Here is an 18,579-nt window from a genome sequence, read left to right as displayed (position 1 = left end):
GTTCTCTGGGCGAGGTGAGTCATGCGCATCGCTGGCGGGGGTTTGGTGCGGCGGTGGGGCGGCCGCGCTGTCGGCCTGGCAATCACCGGTGTCGGCCTGTACATCGTGGCGCCGAGCATCCTGTCACTCTTCGGAGCCTGGCCGCGCCTCGCGGACGTGGATCCCTGGTGGTTCCCGATCCTGGTGGTGCTCGAGGGCTTCAGTTTCGCCGCACTGTGGTGGCTCGCCAGGCTCGCCTTGGACCAGCACGCCGCGGATCAGAAGCCGCCTGGGTGGGGAACCCTCGCGACCGCGCAGCTGGCCGGGAACGCGGCCAGCAAGGTCCTTCCCGGCGGCGCGGCGACCGGCAGCGTCCTCCAGGCCAGGCTCTTGATCACCGCCGGCCAACCGGCCGCGGTCGTCGCCTCCGCCTTGACCGCGATCGGCTTGATCACGACCGGCGTGCTGTTGCTGCTGCCCGTGCTGACCATCCCCGCCGTACTGATCGGTCCACCGCCGGCTCGGCAACTCGAGCTCGGCCTCCTGGTCTCGCTGATCATGGCAGTCGTCATCGTCGGTCTCGGAGTGGCCGCACTCACCTGGCCCCGGTTCGTCGTGCTGGTAGGTCGCGGGGCCGGTCATCTCATCCACATCGTCAAGCGCAGCGTGACAGCCGAGAGTTCCGCCGCGCAGCTGGTCACCCAGCGAGACCGGGTTGCCGCCGCGTTCGAGGGTCGCTGGTGGGCCGCGGCGTTGGCGGCGGCCGCGAACCGAATGTTCGACTACGCCGCCCTCGTGGCCGCGCTGGCGGCTCTCGATGTGCACGTTCGCCCTTCGATGGTGCTGCTGGCGTACGTCGTCGCCCAGGCACTCGCGATGATCCCGATCACGCCGGGTGGTCTCGGCTTCGTCGACGCCGGTCTGACCGCGCTTCTCGTCTTGATCGGAATCAGCCCGGACGCCGCGCTGATCGGGACGCTCCTGTACCGGCTCGCGTCCTTCTGGCTGCCGATCCCGGTGGGCCTGCTGGCCTGGACGGGCTGGCGGATCCATCTGCATATCACCAGGCCGTCGAGAACAGACGACGGTCAGACGCCGTAAGCGGCGAGGAACACGTCGGCCGCCTGGTCGGCGAGCTTTTCCAGCTCGCCCGGCTTCGGGCGTTGGCGCGTGCCGGCGAACATCGCACGGTTCATCGGCTTGTACATAACCAGGCCGGCGAACTGGTACGCCGCGAGCGTCGGGTCGTCGAGCTGCTTCAGAAGACCGCGATCGCTCAATCTCGTCAGCGCTTCACCGAGCGCGTCCAGCGACTGCTCGAAGCCCTGGTTGAACCATGCTCCACACACCTCGGGGAAGCGGTCGGCCTCTGCGATCACCAGTCGGCGTAACTGCAGCACGCTGTCGGCGGTCAGGCTCTGGAGCAGGCGACGAGCCAGCGCACGCAGGGCTTCCCGGGCGTCGGCGGCTCCGTCGAGGGTGTCGACGTACGCCTGTAGTAGGCCGTCCATCAGCTGGTCGCTGGTGCCGAGGACGATCTCCGCGAACAGGCGTTCCTTGTTCTCGAACTGCTTGTACACGGTCTGTTTGGAGACGCCGGCGTTCGCGGCGACCTCGTCCATGCTCGCGCCGAGGTACCCGTGCTGAAGGAAGGCCGTGGTCGCGGCGGCCAGGATCGCGCGGCGTTTGCGGGCCGTTCGTCCTTCGGTCTCTACCTGCTCCATGCGGAAATCATACTAGACAGTCCAGTTCTCTCGCGAGTACTGTACGGTCTAGTTCCCTGCCGATGAGGAGAAGACCATGAGCACCGTGAAATCCGCCGACGGCACCACGATCGCTTTCGACGCGTACGGCGATGGCCGGCCGCTGATCCTGATCGACGGCGCCACCGCGCACCGCGCCGTCAACCCGGCGAACGCAGAGGTCGGGCAGTTGTTGAGCGACGAGTTCAAGACGTACGTGTACGACCGGCGCGGTCGCGGCCAGAGCACCGACACCGCGCCGTACGCGATCCAGCGCGAGATCGAGGACCTCGCCGCCCTGATCGAGGACGCAGGCCGGCCCGCCATCCTCTTCGGCTGGTCGTCCGGCGCCCTTCTGGCCCTCGACGCCGCCGCAGCCGGCCTCCCGATCGCCGGCCTCGTCCTCTTCGAGCCGCCCGTCGTGGTCGACGACGTACGACCGCCGCTCCCATCCGACTACGTCGAGCAACTGGACGCCTTCGTAGCCGAGGGCCGCCGCGACAAGGCCGCCGAACTCTTCATGACCGCCGCCGCCGGCCTCCCCGCCGAAGCCGTCGCCGGAATGAAGCAGTCCCCGTACTGGGCTCCCGTCGAGGAGATCGCCCACACCATCGCCTACGACGGCCGCATCATGGGCACCACCATGTCCGGCAACCCCCTCCCCGACGACCGCTGGTCCACGGTAAAACTCCCCGTCCTGGTCCTCCACGGCGACAAAACCTGGCCCGCCTTGTCCTCCGGCGCCCAAGCCGTAGCCACCCAACTCCCCAGCGCCACCCTCAACGCCATCCCCGGCGAAAACCACAGCACCGAGCCCAGCACACTCGCTCCGGTACTGCGGACCTTCGCCCACAGCATCTGACCCCTCCCGTTGGACCCTGGGTGGGTGAGATGGTTTGGGGGTGGACAGGGATGGGTTCTGGGGTCTTGTCGAGGATGCTCGGGCCTCGGTGGATGACACCGTGGCTGATCCGGACGGGGTTGCGGACGCGTTGACCAAGGCGCTGGGTGCGGCGCAGGCCGAGGAGATCGCGGCGTTCGGGGTCGAGTTCGCGCGGTTGCAGGTCGAGTCGTACCGGTGGGACCTGTGGGCGGCGGCGTACCTGATCAACTCCGGTGCTTCGGAGGACGGGTTCGATTCGTTCCGCGGGTGGTTGATCGCCCAGGGGCGGGAGATCTGGGACGCCGCGCTGGCGGGGCCGGACTCGCTCGCGGACGTGGTCGACGAGGATCGGCCGGAGGGGTTCGAAGGGTTCGACGGCGAAGGGATGCTGCACGTCGGCAGTCACGCGTACAAGAACGTGACTGGCGACGAAGCGGCGTACTGGAAGGCCGTTGACGCGGACGCCCCGGACACACCGGACATGCCGGCCGGTGAGGAGATCGACTTCGACGACGAAGACGATCTCGTGACTCACCTACCGCGGCTGGCCGCGCTGTACCTCGACAGCTAGGCCGGCTCGCCGCTCAGGCGCTCGATGGCAGTCCGGAGGCGGCGGCGCCAACCGGAGCGGCCGGCCTCCTCATCTGCAGCGGCCAAGCTGACCAGGTGCTGCGCCATTTCGAAGCTCTCGTCGGTCTGCGGCTCTACGTCGGTCAACGCCGACTGCGGCTCGTCGTGGTCGTACCCGAGCGACCGGCTTCTCCACCCGAACCCGTCCGGCACCAGCAGCTCCGGTACGAGCGTCTCGTGGCTGAGCGACATCAGCTCCTTGTCGCCGTTGCCGATGCTGAAGATCGTCGTACCGCGGCGGCGTACGTCGCTGACGCGCTCCAGCAACGTATCAGCCGGATTGTCCTCGGCGACCACCAGCAGCGACTCACCACGACCAGCGTCCCGCAGCCGGTCCAGACCGATCGCCAGGTGCGGCGGTGCGCCCGGTGCCGGTGCCCAGCGGACCAGTGACGGCCGTGCGTCCTCGATGCCGGCCCGGTGGAGCTCGTCGTCCAGATGCGCGGTCAGGTGCCACGGCTCGTCGTCGACAGGTCCGAACAGCATGAGCCCACTGCGTCTGGTCGTGAACCGTCGCAGTGCATAGCCGAACGCCGTAGTCCGGCTCCCCAGCTCAGTGCCGCTCAGCATCTCCCGCAGGAGCGAGGCTCTGGTCAGATCCACACCCTCAGGCTAACCGGTCCGCTTTCGACTGTAGGTAGTTCCGTTCCGGCACACTCGTCGTACGACGGGCTGCCAGCAGGTAGCTCTCCCGCGCTGCAGCAGTGTCACCGGACATCTCGAGCAGATGCGCGCGCACTGCCTCCAGCCGGTGGTTCATGCGGTCGTCCGCCTCGAGCGGCTCGAGTACGGCGAGCCCCTCCTTCGGACCGACCGCCATAGCGACAGCGACCGCATGGTTGAGCTTCACCATCGGGTTGTCGACCAACTGCTCGAGTACGTCGTACAGCGCGACGATCTGCCGCCAGTCGGTGTCGTCTGCATGCTCAGCCGTGTCATGCACTGCAGCGATAGCGGCCTGCACCTGGTACGGACCCAGCTGCGACCGGGACAGCGCATCGGTCACCAGCGCCTCACCCTCGACGATGGTCGCCTTGTTCCACTTCGACCGGTCCTGCTCGGCCAAGGGAATCAGTGACCCCTCCGCCCCGGTCCGCGCCGGACGACGCGCGTCAGTGAGCAGCATCAGCGCCAAGAGCCCGGCCACCTCACCGTCATCCGGCAGCAGCTTCCGTACGCCGCGCACCAGCCGGATCGCTTCTGTAGTGAGCTCCGCGCTGTGCAGCGACGTACCGGATGACGCGGTGTAGCCCTCGTTGAAGATCAGGTAGAGCACATGCAGTACGGCGCCCATCCGCTCGTCCCGCTCCGCCTCGGGCGGCATCTCGAACGAGCTACCTGCCTGCTTGATGCTCCGCTTCGCCCGGCTGATCCGCTGCGCCATCGTTGCCTCCGGCACCAAAAACGCGGCGGCGATCTGCGCGGTCGTGAGACCACCGACCGCACGCAGCGTCAGGGCGATCTGCGAGGCCGGCGACAACGCCGGGTGGCAGCAGAGGAACAACAGCGTCAGCGTGTCGTCCCGGCCACCCGGATCGTCGATCTCCGGGCCTGAGGCAACGAACTCCTCCGGGGCTGCGAGGTGGGCCGCGTTCTCCTCACGCCGTCGTCGGGCCGACTCGCTGCGCAGCAGATCGGTCAGCCGCCGCGACCCGACGCGGATCAGCCAACCGCGTGGGTTGTCCGGCACGCCCTCACTCGGCCACTGCTGCGTGGCCGCGAGCAGAGCCTCCTGGACCGCCTCTTCGGCCAGGTCGAAGTGCCCGTAGTGCCGGACCAGCGCGCTCAGCACCTGCGGCGCCTGCTCCCGAAGCAGCAGATCGAACTCGCTCACATCTCTAGTCCAGACGCATCCATCACAGGTCGCACTTCTACCGCGACGTACTCCGCGTCCGGCATCCGGGCGGCGTACCCGATCGCCTGGTCGATGTCGTCGCACTCCACCAGGTAGAACCCGGCCAGGTGCTCCTTGGCCTCGGCATACGGCCCGTCCGTCGTGGTCGTGGTGTCGTCACGCACCTGCACGGTCCGCGTGGTGATCGGGTCGGCCAGACCGGCCGCACTGACCAGGAGGCCCTGCTCGGTGAGCTCCCGCGCCAGCGTCTCGTGCGCAGTGGTCAGTCCTTCGCGTTGCTCGGCGGACAGGCTCGCCCAGCTCTCCGGGTTGCTGTAGATCAGCAGCATGTACTTCACAGGCACCATCCTGTCCCTCGCGGAGGCCCCTGTGACCCCCTGTCACTCGGTACGTCGAAACAAGGCGACCGAACTTCGACAGATCCAGAATGTCGAACTCCTGCCGATCAGCACCGACGTCTCCACCGAGTGACGCTCAGCCGGGGCGTCCCGGCGTACTGGAGATTTCTGATGGTTTCGCATTCGAAACGCTGGCTGGCGCTGGCTTTGCTCTGTCTGACCGGGTTCATGATCATTCTGGACGCGTCGATCGTGCTGGTCGCCGTCCCGTCGATCGAGCGCGAACTGACGTTCTCGACCGGTGGCGTGCAGTGGGTGCCCAGTGGGTACGCGCTGATGTTCGGCGGCCTCCTGCTCCTCGGCGGGCGGATCTCGGACCTCCTGGGTCGCCGGCGGGTCTTCATGACCGGACTGCTCTTGTTCGCCGGGTCCTCGCTGCTGTGCGGGTTCGCGTGGAGCGGTGACGCGCTGGTCCTCGCGCGGGGGCTGCAGGGCGCGGCGGCCGCCGTACTGGCACCGAGTGCGTTGTCGATCGTGATGACGACCTTCCCGTCCGGTCCGGACCGCAACAAGGCGCTCGGCATCTGGGGCGCGACCAGCGGAGTCGGAGGTACGGCGGGGTCGCTCATCGGCGGACCGGTGACGGACGGACTCGGCTGGCAGTGGATCTTCTTCATCAACGTGCCGGTCTGCCTCCTGGTCGTCGTACTCGCACCCACGCTGCTGATGGACAGCCGTGGACCAGGACGCCGCGGTTTCGACGTCGCCGGCGCGGTCACAGTCACTGCGGCACTCATCGTCCTCGTGTACTCCGTCATCGAGGCACCTGAGTCCTCGGCACTCCGGACCGCACTGCTCGTCGTCCTCTCGGCCGTCCTGTTCGCAGCGTTCGTCCTGGTGGAGAAGCGATCCGCGGCGCCGCTCGTACCGCTGCGGATCTTCCGCTCGAGAGCGCTTGTCGGCGGCAACCTCATCACGATCGCCTGGGGCCTGGCGGCGTTCGGACTGAACTTCGTCTATACGCAGTACGCCCAGCTGGCTCTAGGTGTGTCAGCGATCCGCTACGGCCTCATGTCCGCCGTACTCGCGGCTGCCGCGGTCGTCGGGTCGATCATCGGCCAGCACCTCGTCACACGTGTCGGCCCGCGCTGGGTCGCGTCTGTGTCGCTGCTGATCGCCGGAGTCGGTACGACGCTCATGACGCAGCTGACCGTGGACTCCGGGTACTTCGAGCTGGCCTTCTGGGGCCTGACGATCTTCGGCGCCGGGCTGGGTGCCGGAACGGTCGCAGGTTCGATCGCCGCACTCAGCGACGTACCGGGCGAGGACTCCGGCGTCGCGTCCGGCCTGCAGAACGCCAGCTTCCAGATCGGCGGTGCGGTCGGCGTCGCGGCAGTCTCAGCTGTCGCCACAGCCAGTACGTCGGGCGCGACGCCGGTCGGCCTGACACACGGGTACCGGATCGCGTTCGCGACAGTGTGGTTGTTCATCGCGATCGGTCTGGCCGGATGCGGCCTGCTGCTCACCCGCAAACGCTCACTGCGGCTTGAGCCCGTCGCATCCTGAACTCAAACACTCGTTGGAGGTTAGGCCTGGGCACCGGGTTCCTGTGGCCGCCAGCGACCGCCCGGCGGCCCTTGAGAAGGAGGCTTCATGCTCATCCTCGGTTTGATCCTGCTGATTCTGGGATTCTTGCTGAGTATCCCGATCCTGTGGACCATCGGGATTGTGTTGCTGGTAGTCGGAGCGGTGCTCTTCCTGCTCGGATCGACGGGCCGTGCTGTCGGCGGCCGCCGGCACTGGTACTGATCCACCCCGACCTGAACGGCCGAACCCCGCGGACCACGAGTCCGCGGGGTTCTGTCCGTCCCCGTCGCTACGGTGAACCCATGAAGTACGTCGTGATGATCTTCCGCAACCTCGACCGCACCTGGACCGAAGAGGACCAGCAGGGCGTCGTCCGCCTGACGCGGCTCAAGCGTCAGCTCGACGAGTCCGGCGAGCTGGTCAGCTCCGAGGGCCTGCTGCCGCCCGAGGAAGGCCGGATCGTGCAGATCCGCGACGGCGAGCAGGTCGTCACCGACGGGCCGTTCGGCGAAGCGAAGGAGCAGCTCGCCGGGTATTTCCTGGTCGACGCCGTCGACGACGAGCGAGCCCAGGCGATCGCGTCACTGGTCTCGGCCGCGGCCGGCGACCGGGTCGAGCTCCGCGGCACGCTGATCTCAGCGGGGATGCCAGACGAACTCGGGTGACCGCTTCTGCGTGAAGGCCTCGATGCCTTCCGCGAGTTCACCCGACGCGATCGTCTCGCGATACCGCCGTACCGCTGCCGCATCGGCGTTCTCGCCCGCCAACAGAGCGTTCACCGACTCCTTGGCCGAGCGGATCGTCAGCTGCGACCGCGACACCAGCGTCTCCGCAAACGCCTCGGCCGCCGCCATCGGATCGTCGGCCACCCGATCGACCAACCCCTTCAGCTCGGCCTCATCCGCGGTCAGCAACTCACCACTGAAGAGCAGGTACTTCGTTGTTGCCGGTCCGACCAGGTCGAGCAGGACCTTGATCGCGGCCGGCGGATAAACCACTCCGATCCGGGCCGGCGTGACCCCGAAACTCGCATCGCGGGCGGCGAACCGGAAGTCGCAGTTCACCGCGATCTCCAGACCGCCGCCGATGCAGTGCCCGCGAACGACCGCGATCGTCGGCTTCGGGAACTCCCGCAACGCCGCCTGCGCCCGCAGGTTGGATGCCCGGAGTTCGGCCATCGGATCCGCGGGATCGTCACCGGAGATCAGCTCCCGGATGTCCGCGCCGGCCGAGAAGCTCGGGCCGGCGCCGGTGACGAGCAGGACCTGCACCTCGTCGTCATCCGCCAACTCGGCAAGCAGTCCAGGCAGCGCCTCCCACATCGAGCGGGTCAGCGCGTTCCGCTTCTCGACCCGGTCGATCACCAGCCGGGCGACCGCCCCACGCTCGATCCGAAAGTCCACGCGGGCAGTCAACCAGCACAACCGTCGTACCGCCGCGCCCTGGATCACACCCGGATCGCCAGGCCATCACAATCGCTCCCTCCACGGCGACGGCCGCGTGCGAAGCGGCCTGCGCGCCGATTGTGATGGCCTGGCGATCCGCCCTAAGCCGCGCGCTTGGCGCGGGACTTCGCGCGCGCCATCCGGAACAGGTACGCCGGGGTCGGCGGCACCCAGCCGAGCTGCTGCGCCTGGCCGAGGTCGTCGCGGTTGGCCCAGTGCTCGGCAACCTTCCCGTCCTCGATCCGGAACCAGTGCGACTGCGTGATCGCGAACGTCTTCCCGGTCGGCGGGAACGCCGTGTCCACCTCGCCGTCCGGCGTGTAGACGACGAACGGCGCCACGTGCCGCCCGCTCATCGTCGTGTTCACCGCGACCAAGTTGCCATCAGCAACGACATGATGGATCTCGTAGGCCAGTGCGTCGAACGCGGCGCGCAGCCACAGCGCGGTGGCGTAGAACCCCGCCGGTCCACCGATGCGGCACTCCGGCGGCTCGACCTTGCCCTCACGGTTCTCCGCGTGCGGATGGATCAGCTCGTCGAAGTCGGACCGGTCCCCGTCGGCCGTGATCAGGATGCTGCGGACGGCGATCTCACCGGCCGACACGCCTGCTGTCGTACTCATCGTGGTCCCCCAAATAATTCGATACAGTTTGACTGTACTCAAAAGCATGCGAGGTGGAATGGCCGACGTCAAGAGGAACTACAACGCGACTGCCCGGCGCGAGCGCGCCCAGCTGCGGCGGCGGGACGTCGTGGTCGCGGCGCAGGAGCTGTTCGAGGCCGACGGGTTCCAGGCGACGACGATCAGCGCGGTCGCGCGGCGGGCCGGCGTCTCGGCGGAGAGCATCTACAAGGGTTTCGGCACGAAGGCGGCGCTGGCCAAGGCGGTGTTCGACTTCGTGATCGCCGGCGACGACGAGCCGGTCCCGATGGTGCAGCGCCCCGAGATCCTGGCCGTCCAGCGGGAGCCCGACGTACGCCGGAAGATCCAGCTGTACGTCGCGGGCCTGGTCGAGCGCCAGCAGAGGTCGGCGCGCGTGCAGATCCTGATCCGTGACGGTCGGCACGGCGACGAGACCTTGCGAGAGACCTGGCAGACCTTGCTCGACGAGCGCCTGGTCGGGATGACCATGTTCGGTCGCCACCTGCTCGAGACCGGCGACCTGCGCCCCGGGATCACCGTCGAGGAGGTCGCGGACGTGTTGTGGACGTACATCTCGGTCGAGCTCTACGAGCTGCTCGTCCTCCTCCGCGACTGGAGCCCCGAGCGGTACGCCGACCACGTCGCGACCGCGATCACGGCGGCGATTTGTCGACCAAGCGTTTGATCTCGGAACGGTTACATCCGGATACCGGGCAAATCACGCTCGCGGCGAGCCTGTGGATGTTCGTAATGCGTTAAGACCGAGGGCCGATTCGAACCGGCGCGGCGAAGTGTGCTTGACTCCTCCGGTCGATAACGTTTTGGTCTCGGCAGATTGGGTTCGGACAAGTGGCTGAAGGACGGCATAGACAGGCGCGGCACCGGCAGCAGCGCAAAAAGGTGATCCAGCCAGGTCTTGCAAAGGTTGTGATTCCCGGCGCGGCAGTGGCCCTGGTGGCCACCGGCTCGGCCGCCGCTCTGCCCGCCCAGCACGTCAAGCTCGACCCGTCGATCGCCAGCTCGTCCCTGCAGCTGTCGCGCGACACCACGATCAGCCGGGACGCTCTGCGTCCGCCGATCAGCGTCACGTCGACGATCCCCAGCGCGGCTCCCACGCCGAAGGCGTCGCCGACCGCGAAGCATCTGAAGAAGCAGGCGCCGATCCCGACGCCGACCTCCGCGAAGACCCGCGCGGCCGCGGACCTGAACGCCGCGCCGCCGAAGGTCAGCGGCACGAAGTACACCACCACCGACGTGAACCTCTGGTCGCTCCCGCTGACCGGCGTCCTGCTGGACGTGCTGCCGAAGGGCACCAAGGTCTCGGTCACCGGCAAGATCGACGGCATCTGGGCCGAGGTCGTCAGCGACGGCAAGTCCCGCTGGGTCAAGGCGCAGTACCTGTCCGCGACCAAACCGGTCGCGAGCGTCGGCGGCGGCGGCTCGATCTCGCAGGCAGCCTGCAAGTCCGGCTCCGCGATGGAGTCCGGCCTGACCCAGGACGCGATCCGGGTGCACCGGGCGATCTGTGCGATGTTCCCCGACATCTCGACGTACGGCGGGCTGCGGTCCGGCGACAGCGGTTCGGAGCACTCCAGCGGCCGCGCGGTCGACATCATGATCAACAGCTCGTCGGAGGGCCAGGAGATCGCCGACTGGCTGAAGGCGAACTACAAGAAGCTCGGCGTCAGCCAGCTGATCTGGGAGCAGCACATCTGGACGGTCCAGCGCAGCAGCGAGGGCTGGCGCGCGATGGAGGACCGCGGCAGTGCGACCGCGAACCACATGGACCACGTCCACGTCTCCGTCTACGGCAACTCCGGCACAGTCTGAATTCCTGAGGCGCCCTGAGCGATCCGGTCCCTTGACCCTCCTGGGGACCGGGTCGCTTTCTTATGGCCGGATGTTGGCGTTCAGGTGGAAGAAGTTCGTCGGGTCGTAGGCGCGCTTGACCTCGCGCAGCCGGTGCAGATCCTTGGCGTCGTACGCCGTGTCCGCGCGGCCCGGGTCGCCGAGGAAGTTCACGAATGTGCGACCGGAGCTCGGCAGACCGGCGACCTCGCGGTCGATGATCAGCGAGTACGACGCCTGCCGGTGACCGACCGGGCCCGCGCCGGGGCCGGGGTTGGCCATCGCGCCGCCCCAGTTCCGGATCTCGACGGTGGCGTCGTCGAGTTCGGTGACGATGTCGATCACCTCGTCCGTCAGCGTGTCCAGGAAGTCGAGGTGCCGCGCGGGCGTGCCGCCCATCGCGGCATCGGCGTACTCGATCGTCTCTAGTTCGCCGGCCAGGCGCTGACCGGCTCTTGCGAAGAGCGGCTTGAGCAGGTGCTCCGCGACGTCCGCGGCACCGGCGTACATGACCTTGATCGCGACGGCGCGCTGTTCGGTGCCGGGGACGCGGGTCAGGACGACGGCGCTGCTCAGCTCGTTGGGGATCGTGGCGGTCCAGTCGCGGTACGTGCGCAGGATCGTGGCCGCGCGATCGATGCCGAAGTACACGATGCCGGCGTGGACCTGGCGGACTGGGTACAGACGGAACTCGAGTGAGGTGACCACGCCGAAGTTGCCGGTGCCGCCGCGGATCGCCCAGAACAGGTCTGCGTGGTGTTCGGCGCTTGCGGTGACCGTACGTCCGTCGGCGGTGACGACCTCGGCGCGGATCACGCTGTCGGCCGCGAACCCGTACTTGCGGGCCAGCCAGCCCACTCCGCCGCCGAGCGTGTACCCGGTGACGCCGACGTCGCGGTGCGAGCCGGACAACGGGGCGAGCCCGAACTGCCTCGCCGCATCCAGGACCGCGCCCCAGCGAGCACCTGGCGCGACCTTGGCGATCCGTCGCTCCGGGTCGATCAGCACGGACGTCATCTGCGTGGTCTTCAGCAGGATCCCGCCGTCCGCCGGTACTCGCGTCCCGTGACCGGTCGCCTGCACAGCGACCGGTGCACCGTAGTCGCGGGCTGTCCGGACTACTGCCTGTACGTCGGTCCTGCTGTACGCCTCGGCAACGAGCAGCGGGCGTGAGTCGACCGATGGGATGACGGAGCGGCGCTGCTCGTCGTACTCGACCTCTCCGGGCAGCCGGACCGCACCGTTGAACCCGGCCCCTAGCAGCCCCGCAACAACGTCACTGACAACCGCCGCAATCGCCTGCGTAGACATCCGATCCCACTCCCTCGCCGTATCAGCTCCTGCCCATACGTCGAAGAAGAGACCCCGTTATCGACACACTCTTCCGATGACTCACACAATCTCGGTCTCCGGCTCGGTTCTGACCAAGCACTACGTCTCCTGGTCCCGCAACGAGCCGGGCCGGGAATGGGCCGCCCTGACCCTCCTGTCCGAGGCAACCCCCGACCTAGTGCCCCACCCCCTCTCCAGGACCCGCGCCCCGTCCCTCACCATGACCACCCTGCCCGGCGAGCCCCTCACCGCCCCTCTGCGCCTTCCCCAACTAACAGCTCTGGGCGATGCGATCGAGACCCTCTGGTCCATTCCGCCTTCGTCCTTGCCGGCGATTGACCTGACTGCGCTAGTCAGCCGGACACGCGCTGGTCTGACCACGCTGCAGGATGGCGACGGCGTGATCGCTCGCGCAGCTTCGGCCTGGCTCAACAACGAGCCGCCCGACCTCACCGCCGTACCCGACCCGGTGGTCGCCCACGGCGATCCGAACCTCGCCAACTACCTGTGGGATGGGACGCGCGTGCGCATCGTCGACTTCGAGGACGCCGGGTTGGGCGATCGCACCGTCGAGCTCGCCAACCTGGTCGAGCACCTGTCGGGACGCGGGACCGACTGGACGCCTCTGGTACGACGCTTCGCCCCGGACCCCGCCCGCTTCCACGCAGCCCGCAGCCTCTGGGCCGGCTTCTGGCTGACTCTGATCGGGCCAGGTGGACCCAGCGCACACCGCAACCCACCTGGTACCGCGGAGGCACAGGCGGAGCGGGTGCTCACGCTGGTAGCGGGATGACCTCGAGGCGTTCCAGGTCGGCCAGGATGTCGATCTGGGTGATCTTGCCGTCGGCGACCGTGACGGCCATGACACCCAGGAGGCGGTCGTTGACCACGGTGATGACCCCAGGCACGCCATTGACCAGCGCCACCTGGTTGTACGGCGCCATCCGGCTGAACAGCAGCGCCTGCTCGACAACAGCCTTCGCACCACGCACCAGCTTCGACACCGCCGGCCCGGCGAACTCCGCAGTCGCCGCACCGGCGTCCGCGCGCAGTAGTACGTCCGGGTCGAGCAGCTCGAGCAGCGCCTCGAAGTCACCGCCACGGGACGCCGCCATGAACGCCTCGACGATCACCCGCTGTCGGCTGACATCCCCGTCAGTGGCAGGAGCGCCCTGGACCCGCCGCCGCGCCCGACTGGCCAGCTGACGCGTCGCGGCGGGCGACTTGTCCACGATCGTCGCGATCTCGTCGAACCCGACGCCGAACATGTCGTGCAGCACGAACGCCAACCGCTCCGCCGGCGACAGCGTCTCCAGTACGACCAGCAACGCCAGCCCGATCGCATCCGCGTGGACCGCCTCGTCCTCCGGCCCCAGCTCCCCGATGATCGGGTCTGGCACGTAAGTGTCCAGCGAGTCCTCACGCCGCGACTTCCGGCTCCGCAGCAGGTCCAGACACACCCGCGACACCACAGTGGTCAGCCAGCCGGCCAGATTGCCGACATCACTCACGTCAGTCCGGCTAAGCCGCAGCCATGCCTCCTGTACGGCGTCCTCGGCCTCGGCTACCGACCCGAGCATCCGGTACGCGACCGCGCGCAGGTGCCCGCGGTTCTGCTCGAACTGCCGCGCCAGCTGCTCGTGGTCGTCCACCGGTGCCGTCTCCTGTCGCATCGCTTCTCTGACGAATGGGAGCACCATGATGTGACAACGCGCCCGATCCACTCATGATGGGGTCATGAGTCAGGTGCGTGGTGACCTGGTGTTCGAGGACGACTTCGACGCGTCATCACTCGACTGCTCCGTCTGGTCACCGCACTACCTGCCGCAGTGGAGTTCGCGCGCCGCATCGGCAGCGACGTACCAGCTGGGCGACTCGTGCTTGACGCTCAGCATCCCGGTCGACCAGGGCCTGTGGTGCGAGGGCGATCACAAACCCGATCTGCGAGTCTCCGGCATCCAGTCCGGCAACTACTCGGGTCCGGTAGGCAGCGCGGTCGGGCAACAGCCGTACCGCGAGGGCCTCGTCGTCCGCGAGGAGCAGGAGCCGTTCTGGGGCTGGACTCCGAACGGCGGGTACGTCGAACTCCGCGCCCGCGCCGACCTGAGTCCACGGTCGATGGTGTCGCTCTGGATGGTCGGACTGGAGGAGCAGCCGGAGCAGTGCGGCGAGATCTGTGTCATGGAGGTGTTCGGCGACGCTCTGGTACCTGGGCGGTCGACCGACGTCGGCATGGGCCTGAAGACGATCCGCGACCCCGCCGTACCGCAGGACTTCGAGGCGGTCCGGCTCCCGATCGACCTGCGTGAGTTCCACACGTACGCGGTCGAGTGGACCGGCGGTGAGGCGTCGTTCTTCGTGGACGGCGCTGTGATCCGCAGTTGTCAGGGCGCACCGACATACCCGGTGCAGTTGATGCTGGCGGTGTTCGACTTCCCGGACCGGTCAGGTGACGAGCATGTGCCCAGGTTCACTGTCGACTCCATCCGTGGATGGAACGTTGCGGAGGCTTTGGTGGCGTGACTAAGGTCAGTGTCATGTTCCAGCGCGCAGGTATGTGGTGGGCCGTCGACTGACGGCCTGACTCCGCGCGTACCCACCCGGCCGTCTCCTGCGAGGCGGCCGTTGTGATGTCTCCTCGTGGGCGGCCCAGCATCCTCGAGGACACCCGATGGCGACAACACTCCGGACCTGGTCCGGCCTGATCTCCGCGCTCCTGGCCGGCTCCGATCTGTCGGCGGCGGACACTGGCTGGGCGATGGACCAACTGGTGCTGGGCGAGGCGTCACCGGCCCAGATCTCCGGGTTCCTGATCGCTCTACGAGCCAAGGGCGAGACACCTGACGAGCTGACTGGTCTGGCCGAGGTACTGCGTTCGCATGCGACGCCGGTGCGGATCCTCGGGCCGTTCGTGGACATTGTGGGGACGGGCGGCGACCGGACTGGAGCGGCGAACATCTCCACCATGGCTGCAGTGGTTGCAGCCGCCACGGGTGTCACCGTGGTGAAGCACGGTGGACGTGCTGCGTCCTCGTCGGCCGGCGGCTCCGGTGATTTGGTCGAGTACTTGGGTGTACCGCTCGACCTGTCAGCCTCCGAAGCTGCCGCCGTCGCGGCTGACGTCGGCCTGACCTATCTGTTCGCTCCGAGCTTCAACCCGGCGCTACGACAGGTTGCCGTCGTACGGCGTGAGCTGGCCGTCCCCACCGCGTTCAACGTCCTCGCGCCGTTGCTCAACCCAGCGGACCCTGCGCATCAGCTTGTCGGCGTCGCCCGAGCGCAGATGGTGCCGGTGCTGGCCGGTGCGCTCGCCCAGCAAGGAAAGTCAGCCCTGGTAGCACGTGGCGACGACGGCCTCGACAAGCTGACCACTACTGGCTACTCACGCTTGTGGATAGTGCATGGCGGCTCAGCAACCGAGACAGTCTTCGATCCACGCTCACTCGGCCTCCGCCCGTCGACACTGTCCGACCTGCAAGGCGGTGGCCCCGCTTTCAACGCAAGGGCTCTGCACGCCCTCGTCCACGGAGCACCTGGGCCGCTGCGTGACGTCGTACTGCTCAACGCCGCGGCTGCGATAGCCACCCTGTCACTAGGCAGGGCACCGCTCCTCGACGTGCTAGCGAATGCGTTGGATCGATGTCGTAGCGCTGTGGACACCGGCGAGGCCCTGCGAGTCCTGGCGGCTTGGACCAGTTATCCGCCCAGATAGTTGTTGATGGCATCGATTACTAGTTGCGGGTTGCGGAGGCTGGGGTAGTGGTCGGCGCCGGGAATCCAGGTGAACTGGGAGCCGGGGATGCGGGCCGCGGCGGCGCCGGCTGAGGCTGTGGCGATCGGGCGGTCCCGGTCGCCGACCATCACTGTGGTGGGTGCGTGGATCTCGTTGAGCCGGTCGTACAGAGGCGGCTCGGCCTTGAGGTATGTGCCTTGTTCGAACCAGGCTGGAGCCGCAGCGCGGAGCTGATCGACCACAGCGTCGTCGGTCACGGTCGCCGCCCACACCGGTAGGCCGAACTGCACCAGCCCGTCCACGTCGCGGTTGGCGATCAGCTCGGCGTACTGCGCGTCCAGGTCAGGCTCTTCGAGTACGGGGAAGCCACGGACGCTCGGGCAGAGCAGCACGAGGCCGTGGACCCGGTCCGGATGCGTGAGCGCAAAGCTGAGCGCAGTACCGCCACCCATCGAGCAGCCGACCAGGACCACCCGCTGCAGGTCCAGCTGCTCCAGCACGGTCACCAGGTCGTCCAGCAGCGAGAACTCCTCGGTCGGCATCGGCGAGCGTCCATAGCCCCGTACGTCGTACCGGATGATGCGCCGCCCGCTGAGCCCAGCCACCACCGGGTCCCACACCTGGGAGTCCCCAGTGCCCGGATGCAGGAAGACGATCGGTACGCCGTCCCCGGCCAGATGCTCGGTCCACAGGTCGTCTTGTCCAACCGGAATCCTTAGCTCCATCCCTTCAGCATGCCCGTGCGCCCGTACCAGTGCCGCCCGGCACGCAGGTGTGACACGAACGCGCGCTGCAGCGAAGTGTCCTGCGGAATGCTGTCCAGGTCCGGCGCACCGTCCGGCACCGGTAGCTGCAAGCCGAGGCGCATCAGCTCGCGGTCGCCCTCAGCCGGGTCCTCAGGTGGCAGCAGCGGCAGCAGGTCGAAGCGCTGCTGGAAACGGATGATGTTGGAGTCAGGCCGCAGGTACTCGGCCAACTGCGGATCCAGCAGCCACGAGTGACACACGAACGCGTGGACCGGCTCCTCCGGATACCAGCGCTTGAAGGACTCGACCGCAGCGGCAACAGACTCCTCCGACTCGTGTACGTCGAGTGGGCCGCTCGGCGGAATGTGAATCATCAACAGATACCCGGAGACGCCATCGCCCAGCCCCAGCTGCGCGCGGGTGAAGTCGTGCCGACCGATCTCGTAGTCCGCGCCACGGAACCGCAGCGGTGGACCCCAGAGCGGCATCAGTCCGACGCCAGGACGACCGAAGACGTGCCGGTGCGTCGCCATCACTCCACCCAGCGCGGAGACAGTCGCTCTGGTCACCGAATCCGGCACACCACGCTCCGCGTGCAACTCCAGCAATCGCGGCAGGTTGGCCAGCAGTGCCCAGGCGTTCGCGAACAGCCCGACGGTTGACGCGTCCTGCGGTACTGCGGGCCAGCCTCGGAAGCCTGTCGACGGCAGCGCGAGCCCCATGTCCCGTTCGATCTCGCCGGCCAGTGCGGACGCGATCGTCCACCACTCCGGGTCCTTGTCCTGGTCCGGGCGCGCTGCGAGCATCTGCTCCCGGTCGGTCGGCGACACCCCGCAGTACTCGATCAACGCCTCGGCGTCCTCCGGTATCCGCAGCCCATCGGCCACCTCCAGGCCCTGGAACCGCGTTCGCGCCCGCTCGGAGAAGCCCACTCGTTCCGCCGCTGTCAGAACGTCCACGTCCAGTTCCCTCCGCCGCGTTGGTCAGTGCCTCGACTCCACCACGGGCCGCAGGTCTCGCGCACGACTTTTGTGTCCTAGGCCACAGATACGCTCGCCCCAACCTCGACAGATATGGGAGATGGCATGACGAAGTTCGGTCGGTCCGACGACTTGCAGGGAGCCGAGTTCAATGAGGTGGACCTGAGCGGGGCTCGGTTCATCGAGTCCGATCTGTCCCGGGTCGTGATGCGCGGCGTCGACATCCAGGCCGGCGACATCGACGCGCCCTGGCTGGGCACGGAGGACGCCAGCCTGATCATCAACGGCGTCGACGTCGTGCCGTTCATCGACGCGGAGCTCAACCGGCGGTTCCCCGGACGCGAGAATCGGCGTGCGAACGACCCGGACGGTCTGCGCGCTGCATGGGCCCAGGTCGAGCAAGCCTGGGCAACCGCCCGCGAACGCGCCGAGGCCATGCCGGCCGGCACTGTCGACGTCTCGGTGGACGGCGAGTGGTCGTTCGCGCAGACGGAGCGACACCTCATGCATGCCACCGACACCTGGTTCGGCCGCAGCGTCATGGAGCTCGACGACCCGTACCACCCGCTCGGTCTGAAGTACCTCGGCACAGACGACCCGGGCGCCAAGGTGCCGACGTACGCCGAGGTTCTCGAGGCTCGCGCCGGCCGCGTCGGCATGGTCCGCGACTTCATCGCCGCCACCACCCCGACCGAGCTCGACGCCCCCCGGAAGAACCCGCACAACCCCGAGAACCCCCAGACCGTCCGCTCCTGTCTGCACGTGATCATCGAAGAGGAATGGGAGCACCTCCGCTTCGCCACCCGAGACCTGGACACCCTCGAGTCCCGCTGACAA

At 67.9% G+C, this 18,579-nt stretch carries 22 protein-coding genes; 12 read left to right on the top strand and 10 right to left on the bottom strand.

Features of this window, described 5'->3' with window-relative positions; all coding sequences use genetic code 11:
* The first annotated feature begins 21 nt into the window (after positions 1-21).
* Complete coding sequence (locus EV645_RS21040) at positions 22-1,080, top strand: lysylphosphatidylglycerol synthase transmembrane domain-containing protein (RefSeq protein WP_130445681.1); 1,059 nt, start codon at positions 22-24, stop codon at positions 1,078-1,080.
* Here the strand turns inward: EV645_RS21040 and EV645_RS21035 are convergent.
* Positions 1,068-1,703, bottom strand: a complete 636-nt coding sequence (locus EV645_RS21035) for a TetR/AcrR family transcriptional regulator (RefSeq protein ID WP_130445680.1) — start codon at positions 1,701-1,703, stop codon at positions 1,068-1,070. The genes EV645_RS21040 and EV645_RS21035 overlap by 13 nt on opposite strands.
* Before the next feature lie 76 nt (positions 1,704-1,779).
* Here EV645_RS21035 and EV645_RS21030 point away from each other — a divergent pair, with 76 nt between their 5' ends.
* Complete coding sequence (locus tag EV645_RS21030; RefSeq protein WP_130445679.1) at positions 1,780-2,583, top strand: alpha/beta fold hydrolase; 804 nt, start codon at positions 1,780-1,782, stop codon at positions 2,581-2,583.
* Positions 2,584-2,623: 40 nt separating this feature from the next.
* Positions 2,624-3,175 carry a DUF4240 domain-containing protein gene (locus EV645_RS21025; RefSeq protein ID WP_130445678.1) on the top strand — a complete coding sequence of 184 codons (552 nt, stop codon included), beginning with the start codon at positions 2,624-2,626 and terminating at the stop codon, positions 3,173-3,175.
* Here EV645_RS21025 and EV645_RS21020 read toward each other — a convergent pair.
* The 3 genes from EV645_RS21020 to EV645_RS21010 are packed head-to-tail and all read right to left on the bottom strand — an operon-like array spanning position 3,172 to position 5,418.
* A complete protein-coding gene (locus EV645_RS21020; RefSeq protein WP_130445677.1) occupies positions 3,172-3,837 on the bottom strand; it encodes a hypothetical protein in 666 nt (221 codons plus the stop codon). The two genes, EV645_RS21025 and EV645_RS21020, sit on opposite strands and share 4 nt — an antisense overlap.
* A 4-nt stretch (positions 3,838-3,841) precedes the next feature.
* Positions 3,842-5,068: an RNA polymerase sigma factor gene (locus tag EV645_RS21015; protein WP_130445676.1), complete on the bottom strand. Its 1,227-nt coding sequence runs from the start codon at positions 5,066-5,068 to the stop codon at positions 3,842-3,844.
* Positions 5,065-5,418 carry a YciI family protein gene (locus tag EV645_RS21010; protein WP_242000643.1) on the bottom strand — a complete coding sequence of 118 codons (354 nt, stop codon included), beginning with the start codon at positions 5,416-5,418 and terminating at the stop codon, positions 5,065-5,067. Before EV645_RS21010 ends, EV645_RS21015 begins: the two co-directional genes overlap by 4 nt.
* Before the next feature lie 180 nt (positions 5,419-5,598).
* Between EV645_RS21010 and EV645_RS21005 the strand changes: the two genes are divergently transcribed.
* The 3 genes from EV645_RS21005 (at position 5,599) to EV645_RS21000 (ending at position 7,679) form a co-directional block, all read left to right on the top strand.
* On the top strand, positions 5,599-6,993 hold the full coding sequence (locus EV645_RS21005; protein WP_130445674.1) for an MFS transporter: 1,395 nt from the start codon (positions 5,599-5,601) through the stop codon (positions 6,991-6,993).
* A gap of 87 nt (positions 6,994-7,080) precedes the next feature.
* The gene (locus tag EV645_RS42305) at positions 7,081-7,236 is read left to right on the top strand and encodes a DUF6131 family protein (protein WP_166679556.1); all 156 of its coding nucleotides are present in this window, start codon (positions 7,081-7,083) and stop codon (positions 7,234-7,236) included.
* Between the two features lie 80 nt (positions 7,237-7,316).
* Positions 7,317-7,679 carry a YciI family protein gene (locus EV645_RS21000; RefSeq protein WP_130445673.1) on the top strand — a complete coding sequence of 121 codons (363 nt, stop codon included), beginning with the start codon at positions 7,317-7,319 and terminating at the stop codon, positions 7,677-7,679.
* Here EV645_RS21000 and EV645_RS20995 read toward each other — a convergent pair.
* Together EV645_RS20995 and EV645_RS20990 are read right to left on the bottom strand one after the other, a co-directional pair.
* The gene (locus tag EV645_RS20995) at positions 7,650-8,417 is read right to left on the bottom strand and encodes an enoyl-CoA hydratase/isomerase family protein (RefSeq protein ID WP_198681760.1); all 768 of its coding nucleotides are present in this window, start codon (positions 8,415-8,417) and stop codon (positions 7,650-7,652) included. The two genes, EV645_RS21000 and EV645_RS20995, sit on opposite strands and share 30 nt — an antisense overlap.
* Before the next feature lie 143 nt (positions 8,418-8,560).
* A complete protein-coding gene (locus EV645_RS20990; protein ID WP_130445671.1) occupies positions 8,561-9,082 on the bottom strand; it encodes an ester cyclase in 522 nt (173 codons plus the stop codon).
* Between the two features lie 58 nt (positions 9,083-9,140).
* On the opposite strand from EV645_RS20990, the gene EV645_RS20985 reads away from it, so the two are divergent.
* Positions 9,141-9,788 carry a TetR/AcrR family transcriptional regulator gene (locus EV645_RS20985; RefSeq protein WP_130445670.1) on the top strand — a complete coding sequence of 216 codons (648 nt, stop codon included), beginning with the start codon at positions 9,141-9,143 and terminating at the stop codon, positions 9,786-9,788.
* Positions 9,789-10,030: 242 nt separating this feature from the next.
* Positions 10,031-10,933 (top strand): SH3 domain-containing protein, encoded by a 903-nt coding sequence (locus tag EV645_RS20980; protein WP_242000547.1) that lies wholly within the window; start codon positions 10,031-10,033, stop codon positions 10,931-10,933.
* A 60-nt stretch (positions 10,934-10,993) separates the two neighbouring features.
* Here EV645_RS20980 and EV645_RS20975 read toward each other — a convergent pair whose 3' ends face one another.
* Positions 10,994-12,262 (bottom strand): FAD-binding oxidoreductase, encoded by a 1,269-nt coding sequence (locus EV645_RS20975; protein ID WP_130445669.1) that lies wholly within the window; start codon positions 12,260-12,262, stop codon positions 10,994-10,996.
* A gap of 76 nt (positions 12,263-12,338) precedes the next feature.
* Here EV645_RS20975 and EV645_RS20970 point away from each other — a divergent pair, with 76 nt between their 5' ends.
* Positions 12,339-13,076, top strand: a complete 738-nt coding sequence (locus tag EV645_RS20970; RefSeq protein WP_130445668.1) for a phosphotransferase — start codon at positions 12,339-12,341, stop codon at positions 13,074-13,076.
* On the opposite strand, the gene sigJ is transcribed toward EV645_RS20970, so the two are convergent.
* Entirely contained in the window at positions 13,057-13,956 is a 900-nt protein-coding gene (gene sigJ, locus EV645_RS20965; RefSeq protein WP_242000546.1) for an RNA polymerase sigma factor SigJ, read from the bottom strand. The two genes, EV645_RS20970 and sigJ, sit on opposite strands and share 20 nt — an antisense overlap.
* A 64-nt stretch (positions 13,957-14,020) precedes the next feature.
* Here sigJ and EV645_RS20960 point away from each other — a divergent pair, with 64 nt between their 5' ends.
* Both EV645_RS20960 and trpD read left to right on the top strand, forming a co-directional pair.
* Positions 14,021-14,806 (top strand): glycoside hydrolase family 16 protein, encoded by a 786-nt coding sequence (locus EV645_RS20960; RefSeq protein ID WP_130445667.1) that lies wholly within the window; start codon positions 14,021-14,023, stop codon positions 14,804-14,806.
* Positions 14,807-14,954: 148 nt separating this feature from the next.
* Positions 14,955-15,995: an anthranilate phosphoribosyltransferase gene (gene trpD, locus EV645_RS20955; RefSeq protein WP_130445666.1), complete on the top strand. Its 1,041-nt coding sequence runs from the start codon at positions 14,955-14,957 to the stop codon at positions 15,993-15,995.
* Here trpD and EV645_RS20950 read toward each other — a convergent pair.
* Together EV645_RS20950 and EV645_RS20945 are read right to left on the bottom strand one after the other, a co-directional pair.
* Positions 15,980-16,741 (bottom strand): alpha/beta fold hydrolase, encoded by a 762-nt coding sequence (locus tag EV645_RS20950; protein ID WP_130445665.1) that lies wholly within the window; start codon positions 16,739-16,741, stop codon positions 15,980-15,982. The two genes, trpD and EV645_RS20950, sit on opposite strands and share 16 nt — an antisense overlap.
* Positions 16,732-17,721, bottom strand: a complete 990-nt coding sequence (locus EV645_RS20945) for an acyltransferase domain-containing protein (RefSeq protein ID WP_130445664.1) — start codon at positions 17,719-17,721, stop codon at positions 16,732-16,734. The genes EV645_RS20950 and EV645_RS20945 overlap by 10 nt, the downstream gene beginning before the upstream one ends.
* A gap of 126 nt (positions 17,722-17,847) precedes the next feature.
* Here EV645_RS20945 and EV645_RS20940 point away from each other — a divergent pair, with 126 nt between their 5' ends.
* Positions 17,848-18,576 carry a DinB family protein gene (locus tag EV645_RS20940; protein ID WP_130445663.1) on the top strand — a complete coding sequence of 243 codons (729 nt, stop codon included), beginning with the start codon at positions 17,848-17,850 and terminating at the stop codon, positions 18,574-18,576.
* The last annotated feature ends 3 nt before the right edge of the window (positions 18,577-18,579 follow it).

Source organism: Kribbella rubisoli (assembly GCF_004217145.1).
Taxonomy (GTDB): Bacteria; Actinomycetota; Actinomycetes; order Propionibacteriales; family Kribbellaceae; genus Kribbella; species Kribbella rubisoli.
The sequence above is the reverse complement of the archived record's forward strand: the minus strand, read 5'-3'. Positions and strand labels throughout refer to the sequence as shown.